This is a genomic window from Sphingobium chlorophenolicum (assembly GCF_000722875.1).
Classification (GTDB): domain Bacteria; phylum Pseudomonadota; class Alphaproteobacteria; order Sphingomonadales; family Sphingomonadaceae; genus Sphingobium; species Sphingobium chlorophenolicum.
Genome location: NZ_JFHR01000021.1, coordinates 52,933 through 67,483, shown reverse-complemented (window position 1 = coordinate 67,483; position 14,551 = coordinate 52,933). Strand labels below are relative to the sequence as shown.

Below are 14,551 nucleotides of genomic sequence, written 5' to 3'. Positions count from 1 at the left end.
ATGCATGAAGTTGCCTTGTTGATCGATGACGTCCGCCGCGCCAGCGCCACGGGAGCGGCGTTCGAGCGTCGCAATCCCCTGACCGGCGCGCCCGTGACCAGAGCGGTGGCGGCGACCGTCGCGGATGTCGATGCCGCCTGCCGGGCCGCGGACGCTGCCTTTCCGGGATGGGCTGAAACAGGCCCAAATGTCCGCCGTACCTATCTTCTCGCCGCCAGCGAAAGACTGGCGGCCAAGGCCGATGCGTTCGTAGAGGCGATGAAGGCCGAGACGGGAGCGACCGAAAGCTGGGCGCGGTTCAACGTGCGGCTGGCGGCGGACATGCTGCGCGAGGCGGCGGCCCTGACCACGCAGATCACCGGGGACACGATCCCGTCCGACAAGCCGGGTTGCCTTGCCATGGCGATACGGCGGCCCGCCGGGGTGTGCGTGGGTATCGCGCCCTGGAATGCGCCGGTGATATTGGGCGTGCGGGCCATCGCGACGGCGCTGGCCTGCGGGAATACGGTGATCCTCAAAAGCTCCGAAATATGCCCCCTGACCCATGCGCTCATCGGTGAGGCGCTGACCGAGGCCGGTTTCCCGGCGGGGGTCGCCAACATCTTGTCCAACGCGCCGGAAGATGCGGCGGATATCGTCAATGCGCTGATCGATCATCCCGCTGTCCGCCGGATCAATTTCACCGGGTCGACGCGGGTGGGACGGCTGATCGCCGAGCGGGCGGGGCGCCGGTTGAAGCCGGTCCTGCTCGAACTGGGCGGCAAGGCGCCTTTGCTGGTGCTGAAGGATGCCGATCTTGACGAAGCGGTGAAGGCGGCGGCCTTTGGCGCTTTCTTCAACCAGGGCCAGATCTGCATGTCGACCGAGCGGATCATCGTGGAGGAGTCGGTCGCGGACGCCTTTGTCGAACGTTTCGCAGCCAAGGCAGCAAGCCTGATCGCGGGCGATCCCAATGCGGGCACGGCTCCGCTGGGCAGCGTCATCGGGCGCGAGACCGTCTCGACCGTGACCGCGCTGATGGAAGATGCGATCGGCAAGGGCGCGCGCCTCGTCGCGGGCGCGGCGCCGGAAGGGCTGCTGATCGACGCCATGGTGCTCGATCATGTCACCGCCGCCATGCGCATCTATTCGGAGGAAAGCTTCGGCCCCATCGTCGCGATCATCCGCGCCAAGGGCATGGACGATGCGGTTCGGATCGCGAACGACAGTGAATATGGCCTGTCGGCTTCGGTCTTTTCGCGGGACATTTCCTCGGCCATGTCGGTGGCGGGCCGGATCGACAGCGGCATCTGCCATATCAACGGTCCCACCGTGCATGACGAGGCGCAAATGCCCTTCGGCGGGGTGAAGGCGTCGGGCTTCGGCCGGTTCGGGGGGCAGGCGGGAATCGCCGAGTTCACCGACCTGCGCTGGATGACCATAGAGACGAGGGCGGGCCATTATCCGATCTGAGTTCGGGATAAATTCAGGATGATTTGAGTGGGAAGCGGACCTATCCTTTTCCTCCCCATCGGGAGATGGGGAGGGGGACCGCGCGAAGCGTGGTGGAGGGGAAGGGGCACGACCTGCGCTTTTCCCCTCCACCATCGGCTGCGCCGACGGTCCCCCTCCCCACGCTTCGCGTAGGGAGGAATTGATGTCCGCAACTGGCCAAATTCGTTTAGGACAGGCCCTAATCCTGCAACTGCTGCTCCAATTCATGCAGCACTCTGTAGCAGGGCAGCACCTTGGCCACGCTTGCATTGGGTTCGCGCCCCTCGCGGATCGCGGCCACGAATTCCCGGTCCTGCAATTCGATGCCGTTCATCGAAACATCGATGCCTGAAACGTCTATCGCCTCCTCCCTGCCGTCCACCAGATCGTCGTAGCGCGCGATATAGGTCGCGCTGTCGCCGATATAGCGGAAGAAGGTGCCCAGCGGCCCGTCATTGTTGAACGACAGGCTGAGCGTGCAGATCGCGCCGCTCTCGCTCTTCAACTGGATCGACATGTCCATGGCGATGCCGAGTTCGGGGTGGATCGGTCCCTCTATCGCATTGGCCTTCACGATGGGGCCTGCCTGATAGGCGAAGAGGTCGACCGTATGGGCGGCGTGGTGCCAGAGTAGATGGTCGGTCCAGCTTCGCGGTTCGCCCTTGGCGTTGATGTTCTTGCGGCGGAAGAAATATGTCTGGACGTCCATCTGCTGGACGTTGAATGCGCCGGACTCGATCCGGTTGCGCACATATTGGTGGCTGGGGTTGAAGCGGCGCGTGTGGCCGACCATGCAGACCAGCCCTGTCTCCTGCTGCTTGTCGAAGACCGCCTCGCTGTCCGCCCAACTGTCGGCCAGGGGGATTTCCACCTGCACATGCTTGCCCGCGTCCATGCACTGGATCGCCTGGGCGGCGTGCATAGGGGTCGGCGTGCACAGGATGACGGCGTCGACATCGTCGCGGGACAGCGCGTCTTCCAGATGGATGCTGCTGTGGCGCGCGCCATATTTCGCGGCGGCCGCCTGCGCCTGATCCAGGCTGGCGCTGACGATGGAGACGATTTCGACCCCCTCTATCAGCTTCAGCCCGTCGAGATGCTTTTCGCCGAACGCGCCCGCGCCGGCCAGGGCGATCCTCATGTCAGTTTCTCCAGAACGATATGGCCCACGGCGGTATTGCTGGCGGGCACATGATAATGGCGGTGAAGTTGGCGCACGCGGGGACCGAGCGCGCCGCGCATGATGAGCCACATGACCATCTCTATGCCCTCGCTGCCAGTCTCGCGCAGATATTCGATGTGGGGAATCCGCCGCAGCCGTTGCGGGTCGGCGGACAGATCGTCCAGGAAGCGATTGTCCCACGCCTTGTTGATGAGGCCCGCGCGCGGTCCCTGCAACTGATGGCTCATGCCGCCCGTTCCCCAGATCTGGACATTGATATCCTCCGGGAAACTCTCCACCGCTCGCGCTATCGCCTCGCCCAGCAGCCAGCAGCGATTGCCGGTCGGCGGCGGATAGGTGACGACGTTGACCGCCAGCGGGATGATGCGGCACGGCCATGCATCGGGCTTTCCGAACATCATCGAAAGCGGCACGGTCAGGCCGTGGTCGACGTCCATCTCGTTGATGATCGTCATGTCGAATTCGTCCAGCACCAGGCATTGGGCGATGTGCCAGGCCAGGTCGGGATGGCCGATCACGTCGGGCACCGCTCGCGGTCCCCAGCCTTCGTCGGCGGGCCTGAACCGTTCGCCGCAGCCGATCGCGAATGTCGGGATGAAGCGCATGTCGAAGGCGGAGGCATGGTCGTTATAGACCAGGATCACGACATCGGGGCGCTGCTGCGCCATCCAGCGCTTCGTCCAGTCATAGCCCGCGAAGCAGTCGCGCCAATAATCCTCGCCGGTCTTGTCGAAGTCCGACGCGACGCCCAGCAGGGGGATGTGGCTGGAGCCGATGCCGGCCGTGATGCGCGCCATCATATGCCCTCCCGGATAGAGCGGACGCCGTCCGGGGACCGGCCGCCCGCCAGCATCATCGCCTGATAATCCTCCACCGACATGCCGGTCATAGTGCTGACCGCCTGAAGGAAGGAGAGGCCATCGGTCGAAAAGACCTTGGCGAGGAAATAGATATTGCCGCCCAGATCGAGGCACCGGTTGTAATCGCGCGCCAGCACCGCATCCTTCTGTTCCGGCGACAACGGCCAGTCTTCCAGATAGGCGCGTTCGTCGGCCTTCCAGCGGTCGCGATTTTCCGGCTTCATCAGGCTCATCGCGAACTGGTTGAGCCAATAGCCCCGGCGGGCGCGGGCGGCGGTGAAGACGCGGGTGCCGGGAATATCCTCGAACTGGGCAAGATAGTCCTGGATGGATTGGGTCACGCCGCGTCTCCCCAATATAGGCGCATGGGATTGTCCACGAGCAGCTTTTGCCGGAGGTCCGCCGTGGTCGCGAAAGTCGGGATCAGGTCGACCAACGCGCCGTCGTCGGGCATATGGCCGACCATGTTGAGATTGGGATGCGGCCAGTCCGTGCCCCAGAGCACGCGGTCAGGGAAGCGTTCGACCACCGTTCGAGCGAAGGGGATGAAATCGGCATAGCCGGGCGGTGGCTGTTTCGACAGGCGTTCGGGACAGGTCACCTTGGTCCATACATTGTCGCGTTCCATGAAATTCAGGAAGCGCCTGAATTCCGGGCCGTCGGGGCTTTTGGTCACGTCGGGCCTGCCCATATGGTCGACCACCACGATGGTCGGGAGCGAGGTGAGGAATTCATGGCGCTCCTCCAGGTCGGCCGCCTCGAAATAGACTACGATATGCCAGCCGAGCGGGGCGATGCGTTCTATGATGCGATGGTAATGGCTGTCGGGCTTGGGATCGGCGATGCGGCGGACGAAATTGAAGCGCACGCCCCGGACGCCCGCTTCATGCATGGCATGGAGGTCTTCGTCCGGCACGTCGGGCCGGATGGTGGCGACGCCCCGCGCCCTTCCGCCCGCATGGCGCAGCGCGTCAATCATGGCGCGATTGTCCGCCCCGTGGCAGGTCGCCTGGACGATTACGTTGCGGGTGACGCCCAGACGGTCGCGCAGCGCGAAGAGCGCATCCTTCCCCGCGTCGCACGGTGTATATTTGCGTTCGGGCGCATAGGGAAAGACGTCGCCCGGCCCGAAGACGTGGCAATGCGCATCGATCGCATCGGGGGGCAGCGCGAAATCGGGGCGCTTGGGATCGGGATGGAAGGGCAGCCAGTCCGCGTCCATCACAGCCCCCGCTTTCGGAGCTGCGCGTCGAGGCGCGGGAAGACGCGCCGGGCATTGCCCTCGAATATCGCGTGCTTTTCAGCTTCAGGGATATCGAGCGCGTCGACATAGCGTTTGGTGTCGTCGAAATAATGGCCGGTGGTCGGGTCGATGCCGCGCACCGCACCCACCATCTCGCTGCCGAACAGGATATTCTTGCTGTCGATGACGTCGGCCAGCAGGTCGACGCCGGGCTGGTGATAAACGCATGTGTCGAAGAAGATATTGTTCATGACATGGGTGTCGAGCGAGGGTTTCTTCAGCATGTCGGCCAGCCCCCGATAGCGGCCCCAATGATAGGGCACAGCGCCGCCGCCATGCGGGATGATGAAGCGCAGCGTGGGGAAATCGGCGAACAGGTCGCCTTCCAGAAGCTGCATGAAGGCGATGGTGTCGGCGGCGATATAATAGGCGCCGGTCGCATGCATCGCCGCGTTGCAGCTTCCCGACACATGGATCATGGCCGGGACGTCGAGGTCGCACATTGCCTCGTAGAACGGATACCAGAAGCGGTCGGTCAGCGGCGGGTGCCGGAAATGGCCGCCGCCCGGATCGGGATTGAGATTGCAGCCGACAAAGCCCATGCCGACGCAGCGGCGCAATTCCTCTATCGATCCCCGCATGTCCGCTTCGGGGGATTGGGGGAGCATGCACACGCCCGCGAAAATATCCGGATAAAGGGCGACGCAGCGCGCGATCAGGTCGTTATTGACCTGTGCCCAGGTGGTCGCGACGCTGGCGTCCCCGACATGCGGCGCCATGGCCGATGCGCGGGGAGAGAAGATCGTCATGTCCGCTCCCCGTTCCCTGATCAGGCGGATCTGGTTCGCCTCCAGCGTGTCGCGTATTTCGTCGTCGGAAATGGCCGGATAGGCGGGGAAGGGGCGTCCGGCGGCGAAGGCGGCCTTCTGCGCCTGACGCCAGTCGTCATGGGCGGCGGGCGCGGTGGTGTAATGGCCGTGGCAGTCGATGATCATGGCGTGTCGATGCGCTCCAGCTTGGCGGCGAGGGTGGCGGGGATGGGGGCAAGGCTGAGCGAACCGAGCGCGGCCTGCCATTCGATGGTGCCGCGGGTCAGCAGCGGGACGACCCCCAGGCCGTCGAGGGTCTTGGCCGATTCCGCCATCTCGGCGGCCCGCCGCGCGCCATGGGCGAGCATCCGGTCGAGCCGGTAATCCGCCGTCTTCGCCCAGTCGGCGTCGAAGCTGCCCAGCACCTCCTCCAGCACTCCGGCGCGGTGGCATGCCAGCAGGCATTCGGCGGTCAGCGCCTCCACCCCCTTGTAGAAGACGGATCGCAGCATCTTGATGGTGGATGCCTGCCCGATGCCGCCCGCCACGATCCGGATGTTGCGGAAGCCGCAGGCCGCGAGCAGCGCCGCGCCCTCCCTGGCGTGCGGGCCGCTCAGCAACAGCGGGACGGCCAGCCTGCCCGGCAGCACCGGCGCCATGACGGCGACATCGACATAGGATGCGCCAGCGGACTCGATCAGGTCGGCGGCTTGGCGCTTGGTGTCGGGCGCGACGGAATTCATGTCGAAGAAGAAGGCGCCCTTGGGGATGTTGGCGGCCGTGGCGCGCGCGGCGTCGAGCGACTGGTCGGCGGTGACGAGCGACAGGATCGCATTTGCCCCGGCCACCGCGTCGGCAGAATCTGCGGCGGCGCGAAGGCCCATGTCGCGCATGACCGCCGCCCGTCGCAAGTCCCGGTCGAAGCCGCTGGCGCGGCCACGCCATGCGCCCTCCGAAGCAAAGCTGCTTCCGGCTTCGCCAAATCCGATCAGGGCAAGTGCTGGGTCCATTGCCGGGGCTTGGGCGACAAGGCCGGACGGCGCCAATCGGAACCCGGTCGGGGATATTAGAACAGGCTAATTATAGGATCGACACTGTTTGCCGGATCGCGTCCAGAAAATCGGCCTGCATGGCGGTCGGCCGCCAGTCGGCCCGCACCGTCAGGCCGATGGTGCGGGTGACTTGCCGGGGGGCCTGCGCGATGACGCTCAGCCATCCGGCTTCCAACTCGACGGAAAGCTGATCGTGGGACAGCAGGGTCAGCGCGTCACTGTCCAGCAGCAGTTCCCGGATGGTCATCACCGACCCGCATTCGACGGGAACGCGGGGAAGGGCGATGTTTGCCGTCTGGAACATCCGGTCCCACAGGGTGCGCAGCGGCGTGTCGGATGGCGGGACGATCCAGTCATATCGGGCAAGCTGCGCCAGATCGGGCGTGCTGCCGGTCAGCGGATGCCCGTGCCGCCCGATGACGACCGGCCGGTCATCGAACAGGGGTGTCTGGATCAGGTCTTCGCCGGGCGACGGCCAGCGCAGCGCGCCCAGCATGCAGTCGATATCGCCATCGCGCAGCGGATCGACCAGTTCGGTGAAGGAGCCTTCCACGACGGAAAGCTGGGCATCGGGCCGCAGCCTGCGAAAAGCGTTGATGGCGGCGGGCAGCAGGCGCGCGCGCGACAGCGGCATCGCCCCCACCGCGATCCGTCCGGTCTCTCGTCCGTTCAGGGCGGCAAGGTCGCTGAGGCCGGCCGTCAGTTCGGCACGCGCCAGGCGAAAGCTGCGCACGGTGCGCCGTCCCGCTTCGGTGAGGACGATGCCGCGTCCACGGCGATCGACCAGAACCCGGCGCAGCGCGAGGGACAGGTCGCGCACCGCGCGGTGCAGCGTGGTCTGGGCCAGTCCGCTTCGGGCGCTGGCCCCCGGATAGCCGCCGCCGTCGGCCAGGGCGAGCAGGGCCCGCATCTGCGCCATCGTCACGCGGGAGGAATTGATGTGGGTCAGCGCCGCCTCCATGCGCGGCGCCAGCAGCAGCATGGCGGGCGTGGCGGTCATGCCTGCGGGGCCGCGAACGAACAGGGTGGTGTCCAGTTGCTCCTCCAGCCGGGCGATTCCCTGGGTGATCGCCGGCTGCGTGATGCTGACCGTCTGCGCGGCGGCGGAGATGCTGCCGAGCCGGGCAATGGCGGCGGCGGAGCGAATATGGCGAAGGTTGAGCGACCAGAGCATCGCAACAGCAATTAGCTTCATCTTATATCATCCGCAAGCTTCGGACTGGTTCGCGGGAGAAAGGGTCGGCACATCGGGGGTTGGAAAGGCGGTGGCTGGTCTATGTCGGGAATCGTGGTTCAACATATCGAGCGGGTGCCCGCCAAACTGGTTCGCGGCCTGGCCGAATGCGGCGTCGCCACCGTGCATGAGGCGCAGGGCCGAACCGGCCTGATGGCCAGTCATATGCGGCCCATCTATGCCGGTGCGCGCATCGCGGGTTCCGCCGTGACGATATCGGCCCCGCCAGGCGACAACTGGATGGTCCATGTCGCTATCGAACAGCTTCAGGATGGCGATATCCTGGTCCTCGCGCCGACCAGCCCGTGCGAAGACGGATATTTCGGTGACCTGCTGGCGACGTCGGCGCTTGCGCGTGGGGCGCAGGGACTCATCGTCGATGCGGGCATTCGCGACGTGTGCGACCTTACCGAAATGGGTTTCCCCGTCTGGTCCAGGGCGGTGTTCGCGCAGGGGACGATCAAGGCGTCGCTGGGTTCGGTGAACGTGCCGGTGGTCTGCGCCGGGGCGCCCGTCGAACCGGGGGACGTGATCGTGGCGGACGATGACGGCGTTTGCGTGGTCAAACGGGCCGATGCGGCGAACGTCCTGGCGGCGGCGCAGCGGCGGGCCGCGCTTGAGGAGGAGAAGCGCCGCCGTCTGGCAGCCGGTGAACTGGGACTGGACATGTACGGGATGCGCGAGAAACTCGCGGAAATGGGCCTTAAATATGTCTGAGGGCGTCCGCTGCATGTGGATGCGCGGCGGCACGTCCAAGGGTGGCTATTTCCTTCGCGACGACCTGCCCGCCGACAGGCAGGCGCGGGACGCGCTGCTGCTGCGCATCATGGGTTCGCCAGATCCGCGCCAGATCGACGGCATGGGCGGCGCCGATCCGCTGACCAGCAAGGTCGCGCTGATATCGCCATCGACACGCGACGGCATCGATGTCGACTATCTTTTCCTTCAGGTCTTCGTGGATCAGGGGATCGTCACCGACGCCCAGAATTGCGGGAATATATTGGCAGGCGTCGGTCCCTTCGCCATCGAGCGGGGGCTGGTGGCGGCGCGGGACGGCAGGACGCCGGTCGCCATATTCATGGAAAATAGCGGGCAGGTCGCGATGGCCATGGTGGAGACGCCGGGCGGCCGCGTGACCTATGCCGGGGACGCGGCGATCGACGGCGTGCCCGGATCGCATGCCCCCGTGCCCATCGAGTTTCGCGATATGGCGGGTTCCTCCTGCGGCGCGCTGCTGCCCACGGGCAAGGCGTTCGATGACATTGACGGCGTGCGGGTGACGTTGATCGACAATGGCATGCCCTGCGTCGTTGTGAAGGCGGTGGACATGGGCATCACCGGCTATGAGGGTCGGGAAACGCTGGAAGCCGACGCCGCGCTCAAGCAGAGGGTGGAGGCGCTTCGCTTGGCGGTCGGCGGCCTGATGAATCTGGGTGACGTTCGCGAAAAGTCGGTGCCCAAGATGATGCTGGTCGCGCCGCCGCGCCATGGCGGCGCGATCACGGTTCGCAGCTTCATCCCGCACCGCGCCCATGCGTCGGTTGGCGTGCTGGGGGCCGTCAGCGTCGCGACGGCATGCCTGCTGCCCGGATCGCCCGCCGCCGACGTGGCGGAGGTGCCGGAAGGGGCGAGCAAACTGCTGTCGGTGGAGCATCCCACCGGGGCGCTGGGCTGCGTCCTGGAACTGGGCGAGGATGGCGCGATTCGATCGGCCGCCCTGCTTCGGACGGCGCGCAAGCTGATGGACGGCGCGGTTTTCGCCTGACGCGATCCGGCGGGTTCGTGGCCGTCGGCTTTCGGATTTCCGCCGATCAATTCGGGGAAATGCGGTCCTCTCCGCCCATCCCCAGCCGGGCAAATCGTCCGGGCGCCATGCCTGATCGCTTGCGAAAGGCGGTGCTGAACGCGCTGGCGGATTCATAACCGATCTCGTCGGCGATCCGGTCCAGCGATTTGTCGCCGCGCATCAGCGCGTTCATCGCGAACGCCATGCGCCAGCGGGCCAGATATTCGATGGCGCCGCAGCCAAGCGCTTCGGCGAACCGGGCCGCGAAGGCGGATCGGGACATGCCCGCAATGCTCGCCAACCTGGCGACGGTCCATCTGGCGGCCATGTCGGCATGCATCGCATGGAGCGCCCGCGCCAGTGCCGGATCGCGCAGGGCGTGGAGCAATCCGGCGGACATTCCGTCCCGCTCCAGGCTGCGCCAGCGGAGCGCCTCTATCAGCAATGTCTCGATAAGCCGCTGGAGGATGGCGTCCTTGCCGGGATAGTCGGAGGCGCATTCTTCCGCGAAAAGCGTGATGATCCGCCCGAACCGGGTGCTTCGGCCCTTCGACGCGGGGATATGGATCATGCCGGGCAGCAGCGACAGCAGCAGGGGGGCGTTGACGCGTTCGAAACGGAAGCTGCCGCCCTGCGCGACATAGTCCGGTTCCCCCTCCGCTTCGCCGTGACGGACCGGGGCGGCGGTCGGCTCCACGGCGATGCTTGGTACGCCGGGCTTGCTGAAGAGCGTGAAGGCGGGCGTGGTCGGCAGCAGGATGAAGTCGCCCTGGGACAGGCGCAGCGGTTCGCCGTCCGCGAACTGAAGCCAGCATTCGCCAGCCAGCACGATGGTGAAGCCCGGCGCGTCATAGGCGCGATAGCTTACGCACCAGTCGCCGCGCGCGGTGATCGGTTTCGATATCGCGGCGGTCGGGCGAAGCAGCGCGATGATGTCGCTCAATGGGTCCATGGCTGGCCTGTCCTGCCGCAGCCCGCGTCCGGAGTAAAGCGTTATGGACGATTGGTAATATTATATGGATTAACGATTATGGATCGTCTTGGCGGCATGACTTAGCAGGAGGGTGTCCAAACCAAGGAGTTTCCCTATGCAAACGATCCTGATCACCGGCGCTTCATCCGGCTATGGCCTGGAGACGGCGCGTCATTTCCTCGAACGCGGCTGGAATGTCATCGCGACGATGCGCTCCCCCGACCGGAGCGTGCTGCCGTCGTCGGAAAATCTGCGCGTCCTGCCGCTGGACGTCACCAGCGAAGCCAGCATCGCCGCGCTGGTCGAGGCGGCTGGCCCTGTCGACGTGCTGGTCAACAATGCGGGCGTGGGCGGGGTTGGCGCGTTCGAAGCGATGCCGATGTCGCTGATCCGCCAGCTTGTCGAGACCAACAGCATAGGCGTGATGGCCATGACGCGGGCTTTCATCCCCCAGATGCGCGAGCGGCGGTCTGGGACCATCGTCAACGTCACCTCCAGCGTCACGCTGGGCGATTTTCCGCTGGCGGCGGCCTATACCGGTAGCAAGCAGGCGGTGGAGGGATTCACGGCCTCGCTGGCGATAGAACTCGCTTATTTCGGCGTGCGCGCGAAACTGGTCGAACCCGGCTATGCGCCGACCACACGGTTCGGCGCGAACAGCATCGTCCCGGTCGATCAGCTGCTGCCCGGAGAATATGCCGCCTTTGCCCAGCCCATCCTGCAGGGCTTCGCGAATCCGCCGTTGACCACCCGCGAAAGCGATGTCGCGGAAGCGATCTGGGAAGCCGTTCATGACGACAGTGGGCGGCTTCGCTTTCCCGCCGGGCCGGACGCCGTCGCCCTGGCCGGTGGTTCGAAATGAAGATCGGCGTGAGCGGAGCCAGCGGCAAGCTGGGGCAGGCGATCGTTGCGCAACTCGCGGCGATGGGGGCGGGGGAGGATGTCGTCGCGATATCGCGCACGCCGGATGCGGTGGCGTTCGGCCTCGGCCAAGACATTGAGCGGAGGGCGGGCGACTATGACGATCCGGCGCTGCTGGCGTCGGCCTATGCCGGGCTGGACCGGCTTGTCATTATCCCCAGCGCGGAGATGCGGCCCGGCATCAGGAGCAGGCAGTTCCTCGCGGCGATCGACGCGGCGTTGGCCGCCGGCGTCGGGCATATCGTGCTGGTTTCGGCCATGGGCACGCGCAAGCAGGAGGAGCCGCACATCATCGCCCCCTATTGGATCGGCGAACAGCATCTCATGAGGAACGCCCCGGCCTGGACGATCGTGCGCATGAATTATTATGCGGAATCCTTCGCGGACGACGCCCGCATGGCCGCCGACGCGGGGGTGCTGGTTGGCCTTCGCGACAATCGCGTGGCCTATCTGTCCCGCGACGATCTGGCGGCGGCGGTCGCAGGCGTGCTGCTGGGGGAGGGGCATGAGGGCGCGATCTATTCGGCGACCGGGCCGAAAAGCTTCGACGGGGCGGAACGGGCGGCGCTGGCCGCGCGGTTCACGGGGCGACCCATCGACTTCATGGTCGTGCCGGAGGACCAGCTACGGGCCAGCCTGACGCAGGCGGGCATTCCCGAAGAACTGGCGAACGCGATCATCAGCATCCAGTCCGACTATGCGGCGGGAAACTACGACATCGTGACCGGCGACGTCGAACGCCTGTCCGGCAGGCCGCCCCGGTCTCTGGAAAGCCTGCTGGCGTCAATGGGCCGGATCGAAGCCGGAGAAGCCAGATGAAAATCCTCGTCCTGGGCGGGACCGGTCCGACCGGTCGCCATGTGATCGATCTTTGCCTGAGAAACGGCGATTCCGTCACGGCCCTCGTGCGCGATCCGGAGCGGATCGGCCATCTGTCCGACCGCATCGCCATCGTCCAGGGCGACGCCACGTCGATGCAGAATGTCGCAAGGGCGATGCAGGGGCAGGACGCGGTCATTTCCACCCTGGGGCGGGGCAATTCGCTGGCCGCCGACCGATTGTTCAGCCGTGCCGCCGCAGCGGTGACCGGCGCGGCCGGGCAGGCGCATGTCTCCCGCCTTGTGTGGATGTCGTCCTTTGGCGTCGGGGAAAGCTTCGGCGCGGCCAGTTTTGTGCAGAAGTTCCTGTTCCGCACGCTGCTTCGCCGGATCTACGCGGACAAGGCGGTTGCGGATGCGGCCATCCGCGCCAGTGGCCTGGACTGGACGCTGGTCTATCCCGTCGCGCTCACGAACGGAGGCGCCAAGGGGGCCTATCGCGTAGCCGACCGGATCGAGATGAAGGGACTTCCCAGCATCAGCCGCGCCGACGTCGCGGCCTTCATGCATCAGGCGGTGCATGACTCCGGATGGATTGGCCGCGACGCCGTCATCGCCGATTAGGCGTCATCGGATACCTCCCCACGCCTTGCGCGGGGAGGTATCCAAAGCCGGTGTCAGAAGGGGAAGCAGGCGAGATAGGCGTCCAGCCTTTCCCGGTCGCCGTCGAGGCGGATGGAGCCTTCCTCGAACAGTTCGTCCAGTTCGCACAGCAGGTTGAGATAGTCGAACCAGCGATCCGTCTTGACCCAGACCTTGAAGTCGGCGTCCCCGGCATGGCGTCGGTCGTCTATCTCCAGCAGCTTGCCCGCGACGCGGACCGTGGCATGATGTTCCTTCTTGTCCTCGAACGTCCAGTGGCTGGTCAGGTCGAGCGCGCGGGCCGCGCCCCGCTGGAAGCTGAGCCGTAGGGAGAAGAGATGGCCGCCGATGCTGGTCGTGATCCGGCCCGCCCGCACATGCTTGATCTGCTTGTGGGGGAATTTGCGCGGAACGCTTTCGTCGGCATCGGTGCCCTTGATGATGTACAGCACCTCCTCCTTGTCGAGCAGGGGCTTAACGATATCCTCGACATAGGTTTTGCGGTCCTTGAGGAAGGGAGAAATCACCTCCTCGCCCGCCGGGCAGACCGATATGCAATAGGCGGCCTTATATTGGGGCTTGAACGAGAGGGACTGCCAGATGAGCTGGGTCTCACTGGGCGGGATGCGTTGGCGATAATCCTTCTTGTCCTTCGCCTCCACGACATTTTCCACGAAGTTCAGGAAGTTGCCCGTGAAATCGTGATAATTATGCGTGTAGCAGGTCATGAAGTCGAACGCGCCGTCCGCCTTGATCGCGCCCACGGGGCAGGCCGCGACGCACAGCTTGCAGCCCAGGCACGGATTATAGTCGACCGGATGGTCATATTCGTCCGCCTCGACGCCCAGCAGCACCGTGCCCAGCAGGATGAAGCTGCCGAATTTAGGATGGATGACGCTGCGGTGGACGCCCATATGGCCCAGCCCCGCCTCCACCGCGACGGGCTTGTGCTGCACCATCATGATCTTGGGCTGGTCCAGTTCCATGGGAAAGGCTGCGATGGCGTTGCATGCCGGAATGCCCCGCTTGGTGAGTTCGCGCACGATTTCCCGGCACGCCTCGTTCACATGGTCGTAGGTGGCGTGGAATTCCTCATTCGCCACGGACCGGGTCTGCGAGCGCACCGGCAGTTCGTTCATCCGGCAGACGATCGCCATCAGCGTCTTCGTCTTGGCGTAGACTTTCTGGATATAGGGGATTTGCGGGGCGATGGCCGGGCGGGTGATTTCGATCAAGCCGACATCGGCCGCCCCGCATTCGAGCGCGATCTCTTTCAGCAGGGCGGCCGAGACGATTTCCGTCGACTCCGATTCGCCTCTTTCCCGCAGCGCGCGGACGGTCGGATGATCTTCAAATCCCATGATTCCAGTCCCAATTAAATTATTATGATAATATTATGGCTATTATCAATCGTGCGGGAATGCAAGCGTTCCGGCGCATTTCGCCGCCGACCGGATCGATTTAAATGGGAAATGGGCAGCATGAAGTCGCCCGGTCCATGATTTTCACGGGCCGGGCGGCTGTCTGGAATCCAGTCATTTCAATGGGGTGGGGGGT

15 protein-coding genes are annotated in these 14,551 nt (G+C 65.2%); 6 read left to right on the top strand and 9 right to left on the bottom strand.

Going from position 1 to position 14,551, the window contains the following annotated elements; all coding sequences use genetic code 11:
• Complete coding sequence (locus BV95_RS10715) at positions 1–1,452, top strand: aldehyde dehydrogenase (RefSeq protein ID WP_037451276.1); 1,452 nt, start codon at positions 1–3, stop codon at positions 1,450–1,452.
• A 220-nt stretch (positions 1,453–1,672) separates the two neighbouring features.
• Here the strand turns inward: BV95_RS10715 and BV95_RS10710 are convergent, their stop codons facing one another.
• The 7 genes from BV95_RS10710 to BV95_RS10680 all read right to left on the bottom strand — a co-directional run bounded on the left by BV95_RS10710 (position 1,673) and on the right by BV95_RS10680 (position 7,815).
• Positions 1,673–2,614 carry a Gfo/Idh/MocA family oxidoreductase gene (locus BV95_RS10710; RefSeq protein WP_037451202.1) on the bottom strand — a complete coding sequence of 314 codons (942 nt, stop codon included), beginning with the start codon at positions 2,612–2,614 and terminating at the stop codon, positions 1,673–1,675.
• Positions 2,611–3,453 (bottom strand): class III extradiol dioxygenase subunit beta, encoded by an 843-nt coding sequence (locus BV95_RS10705; protein ID WP_037451199.1) that lies wholly within the window; start codon positions 3,451–3,453, stop codon positions 2,611–2,613. The genes BV95_RS10710 and BV95_RS10705 overlap by 4 nt, the downstream gene beginning before the upstream one ends.
• A complete protein-coding gene (ligA, locus tag BV95_RS10700) occupies positions 3,453–3,857 on the bottom strand; it encodes a protocatechuate 4,5-dioxygenase subunit alpha (protein WP_037451197.1) in 405 nt (134 codons plus the stop codon). The genes BV95_RS10705 and ligA overlap by 1 nt, the downstream gene beginning before the upstream one ends.
• A complete protein-coding gene (locus tag BV95_RS10695) occupies positions 3,854–4,738 on the bottom strand; it encodes an amidohydrolase family protein (protein WP_037451195.1) in 885 nt (294 codons plus the stop codon). The genes ligA and BV95_RS10695 overlap by 4 nt, the downstream gene beginning before the upstream one ends.
• Entirely contained in the window at positions 4,738–5,754 is a 1,017-nt protein-coding gene (locus BV95_RS10690; protein WP_037451192.1) for an amidohydrolase family protein, read from the bottom strand. The genes BV95_RS10695 and BV95_RS10690 overlap by 1 nt, the downstream gene beginning before the upstream one ends.
• Positions 5,751–6,578, bottom strand: coding sequence for an NAD(P)-dependent oxidoreductase (locus tag BV95_RS10685; RefSeq protein WP_037451189.1), 828 nt, complete (start codon positions 6,576–6,578; stop codon positions 5,751–5,753). Before BV95_RS10685 ends, BV95_RS10690 begins: the two co-directional genes overlap by 4 nt.
• 70 nt (positions 6,579–6,648) lie before the next feature.
• Entirely contained in the window at positions 6,649–7,815 is a 1,167-nt protein-coding gene (locus BV95_RS10680) for a LysR substrate-binding domain-containing protein (protein WP_234703148.1), read from the bottom strand.
• 81 nt (positions 7,816–7,896) lie between these two features.
• Here BV95_RS10680 and BV95_RS10675 point away from each other — a divergent pair, with 81 nt between their 5' ends.
• A complete protein-coding gene (locus tag BV95_RS10675; protein WP_037451183.1) occupies positions 7,897–8,571 on the top strand; it encodes a 4-carboxy-4-hydroxy-2-oxoadipate aldolase/oxaloacetate decarboxylase in 675 nt (224 codons plus the stop codon).
• Positions 8,564–9,619 (top strand): 4-oxalomesaconate tautomerase, encoded by a 1,056-nt coding sequence (locus BV95_RS10670; RefSeq protein ID WP_037451181.1) that lies wholly within the window; start codon positions 8,564–8,566, stop codon positions 9,617–9,619. The genes BV95_RS10675 and BV95_RS10670 overlap by 8 nt, the downstream gene beginning before the upstream one ends.
• 46 nt (positions 9,620–9,665) lie before the next feature.
• Here the strand turns inward: BV95_RS10670 and BV95_RS10665 are convergent, their stop codons facing one another.
• A complete protein-coding gene (locus BV95_RS10665; RefSeq protein ID WP_037451179.1) occupies positions 9,666–10,592 on the bottom strand; it encodes an AraC family transcriptional regulator in 927 nt (308 codons plus the stop codon).
• Between the two features lie 136 nt (positions 10,593–10,728).
• Between BV95_RS10665 and BV95_RS10660 the strand changes: the two genes are divergently transcribed.
• Genes BV95_RS10660 through BV95_RS10650 form a run of 3 tightly spaced genes read left to right on the top strand, consistent with a single transcriptional unit; the run spans position 10,729 to position 12,976 of the window.
• The gene (locus tag BV95_RS10660) at positions 10,729–11,475 is read left to right on the top strand and encodes an SDR family oxidoreductase (protein ID WP_037451177.1); all 747 of its coding nucleotides are present in this window, start codon (positions 10,729–10,731) and stop codon (positions 11,473–11,475) included.
• A gap of 8 nt (positions 11,476–11,483) precedes the next feature.
• Entirely contained in the window at positions 11,484–12,353 is an 870-nt protein-coding gene (locus tag BV95_RS10655; protein ID WP_202901557.1) for an NAD(P)H-binding protein, read from the top strand.
• Positions 12,350–12,976, top strand: coding sequence for an NAD(P)-dependent oxidoreductase (locus BV95_RS10650; RefSeq protein WP_037451173.1), 627 nt, complete (start codon positions 12,350–12,352; stop codon positions 12,974–12,976). Before BV95_RS10655 ends, BV95_RS10650 begins: the two co-directional genes overlap by 4 nt.
• 53 nt (positions 12,977–13,029) lie before the next feature.
• Here the strand turns inward: BV95_RS10650 and BV95_RS10645 are convergent, their stop codons facing one another.
• Positions 13,030–14,355 (bottom strand): alkyl sulfatase C-terminal domain-containing protein, encoded by a 1,326-nt coding sequence (locus tag BV95_RS10645; protein ID WP_037451170.1) that lies wholly within the window; start codon positions 14,353–14,355, stop codon positions 13,030–13,032.
• Positions 14,356–14,551 lie beyond the last annotated feature (196 nt).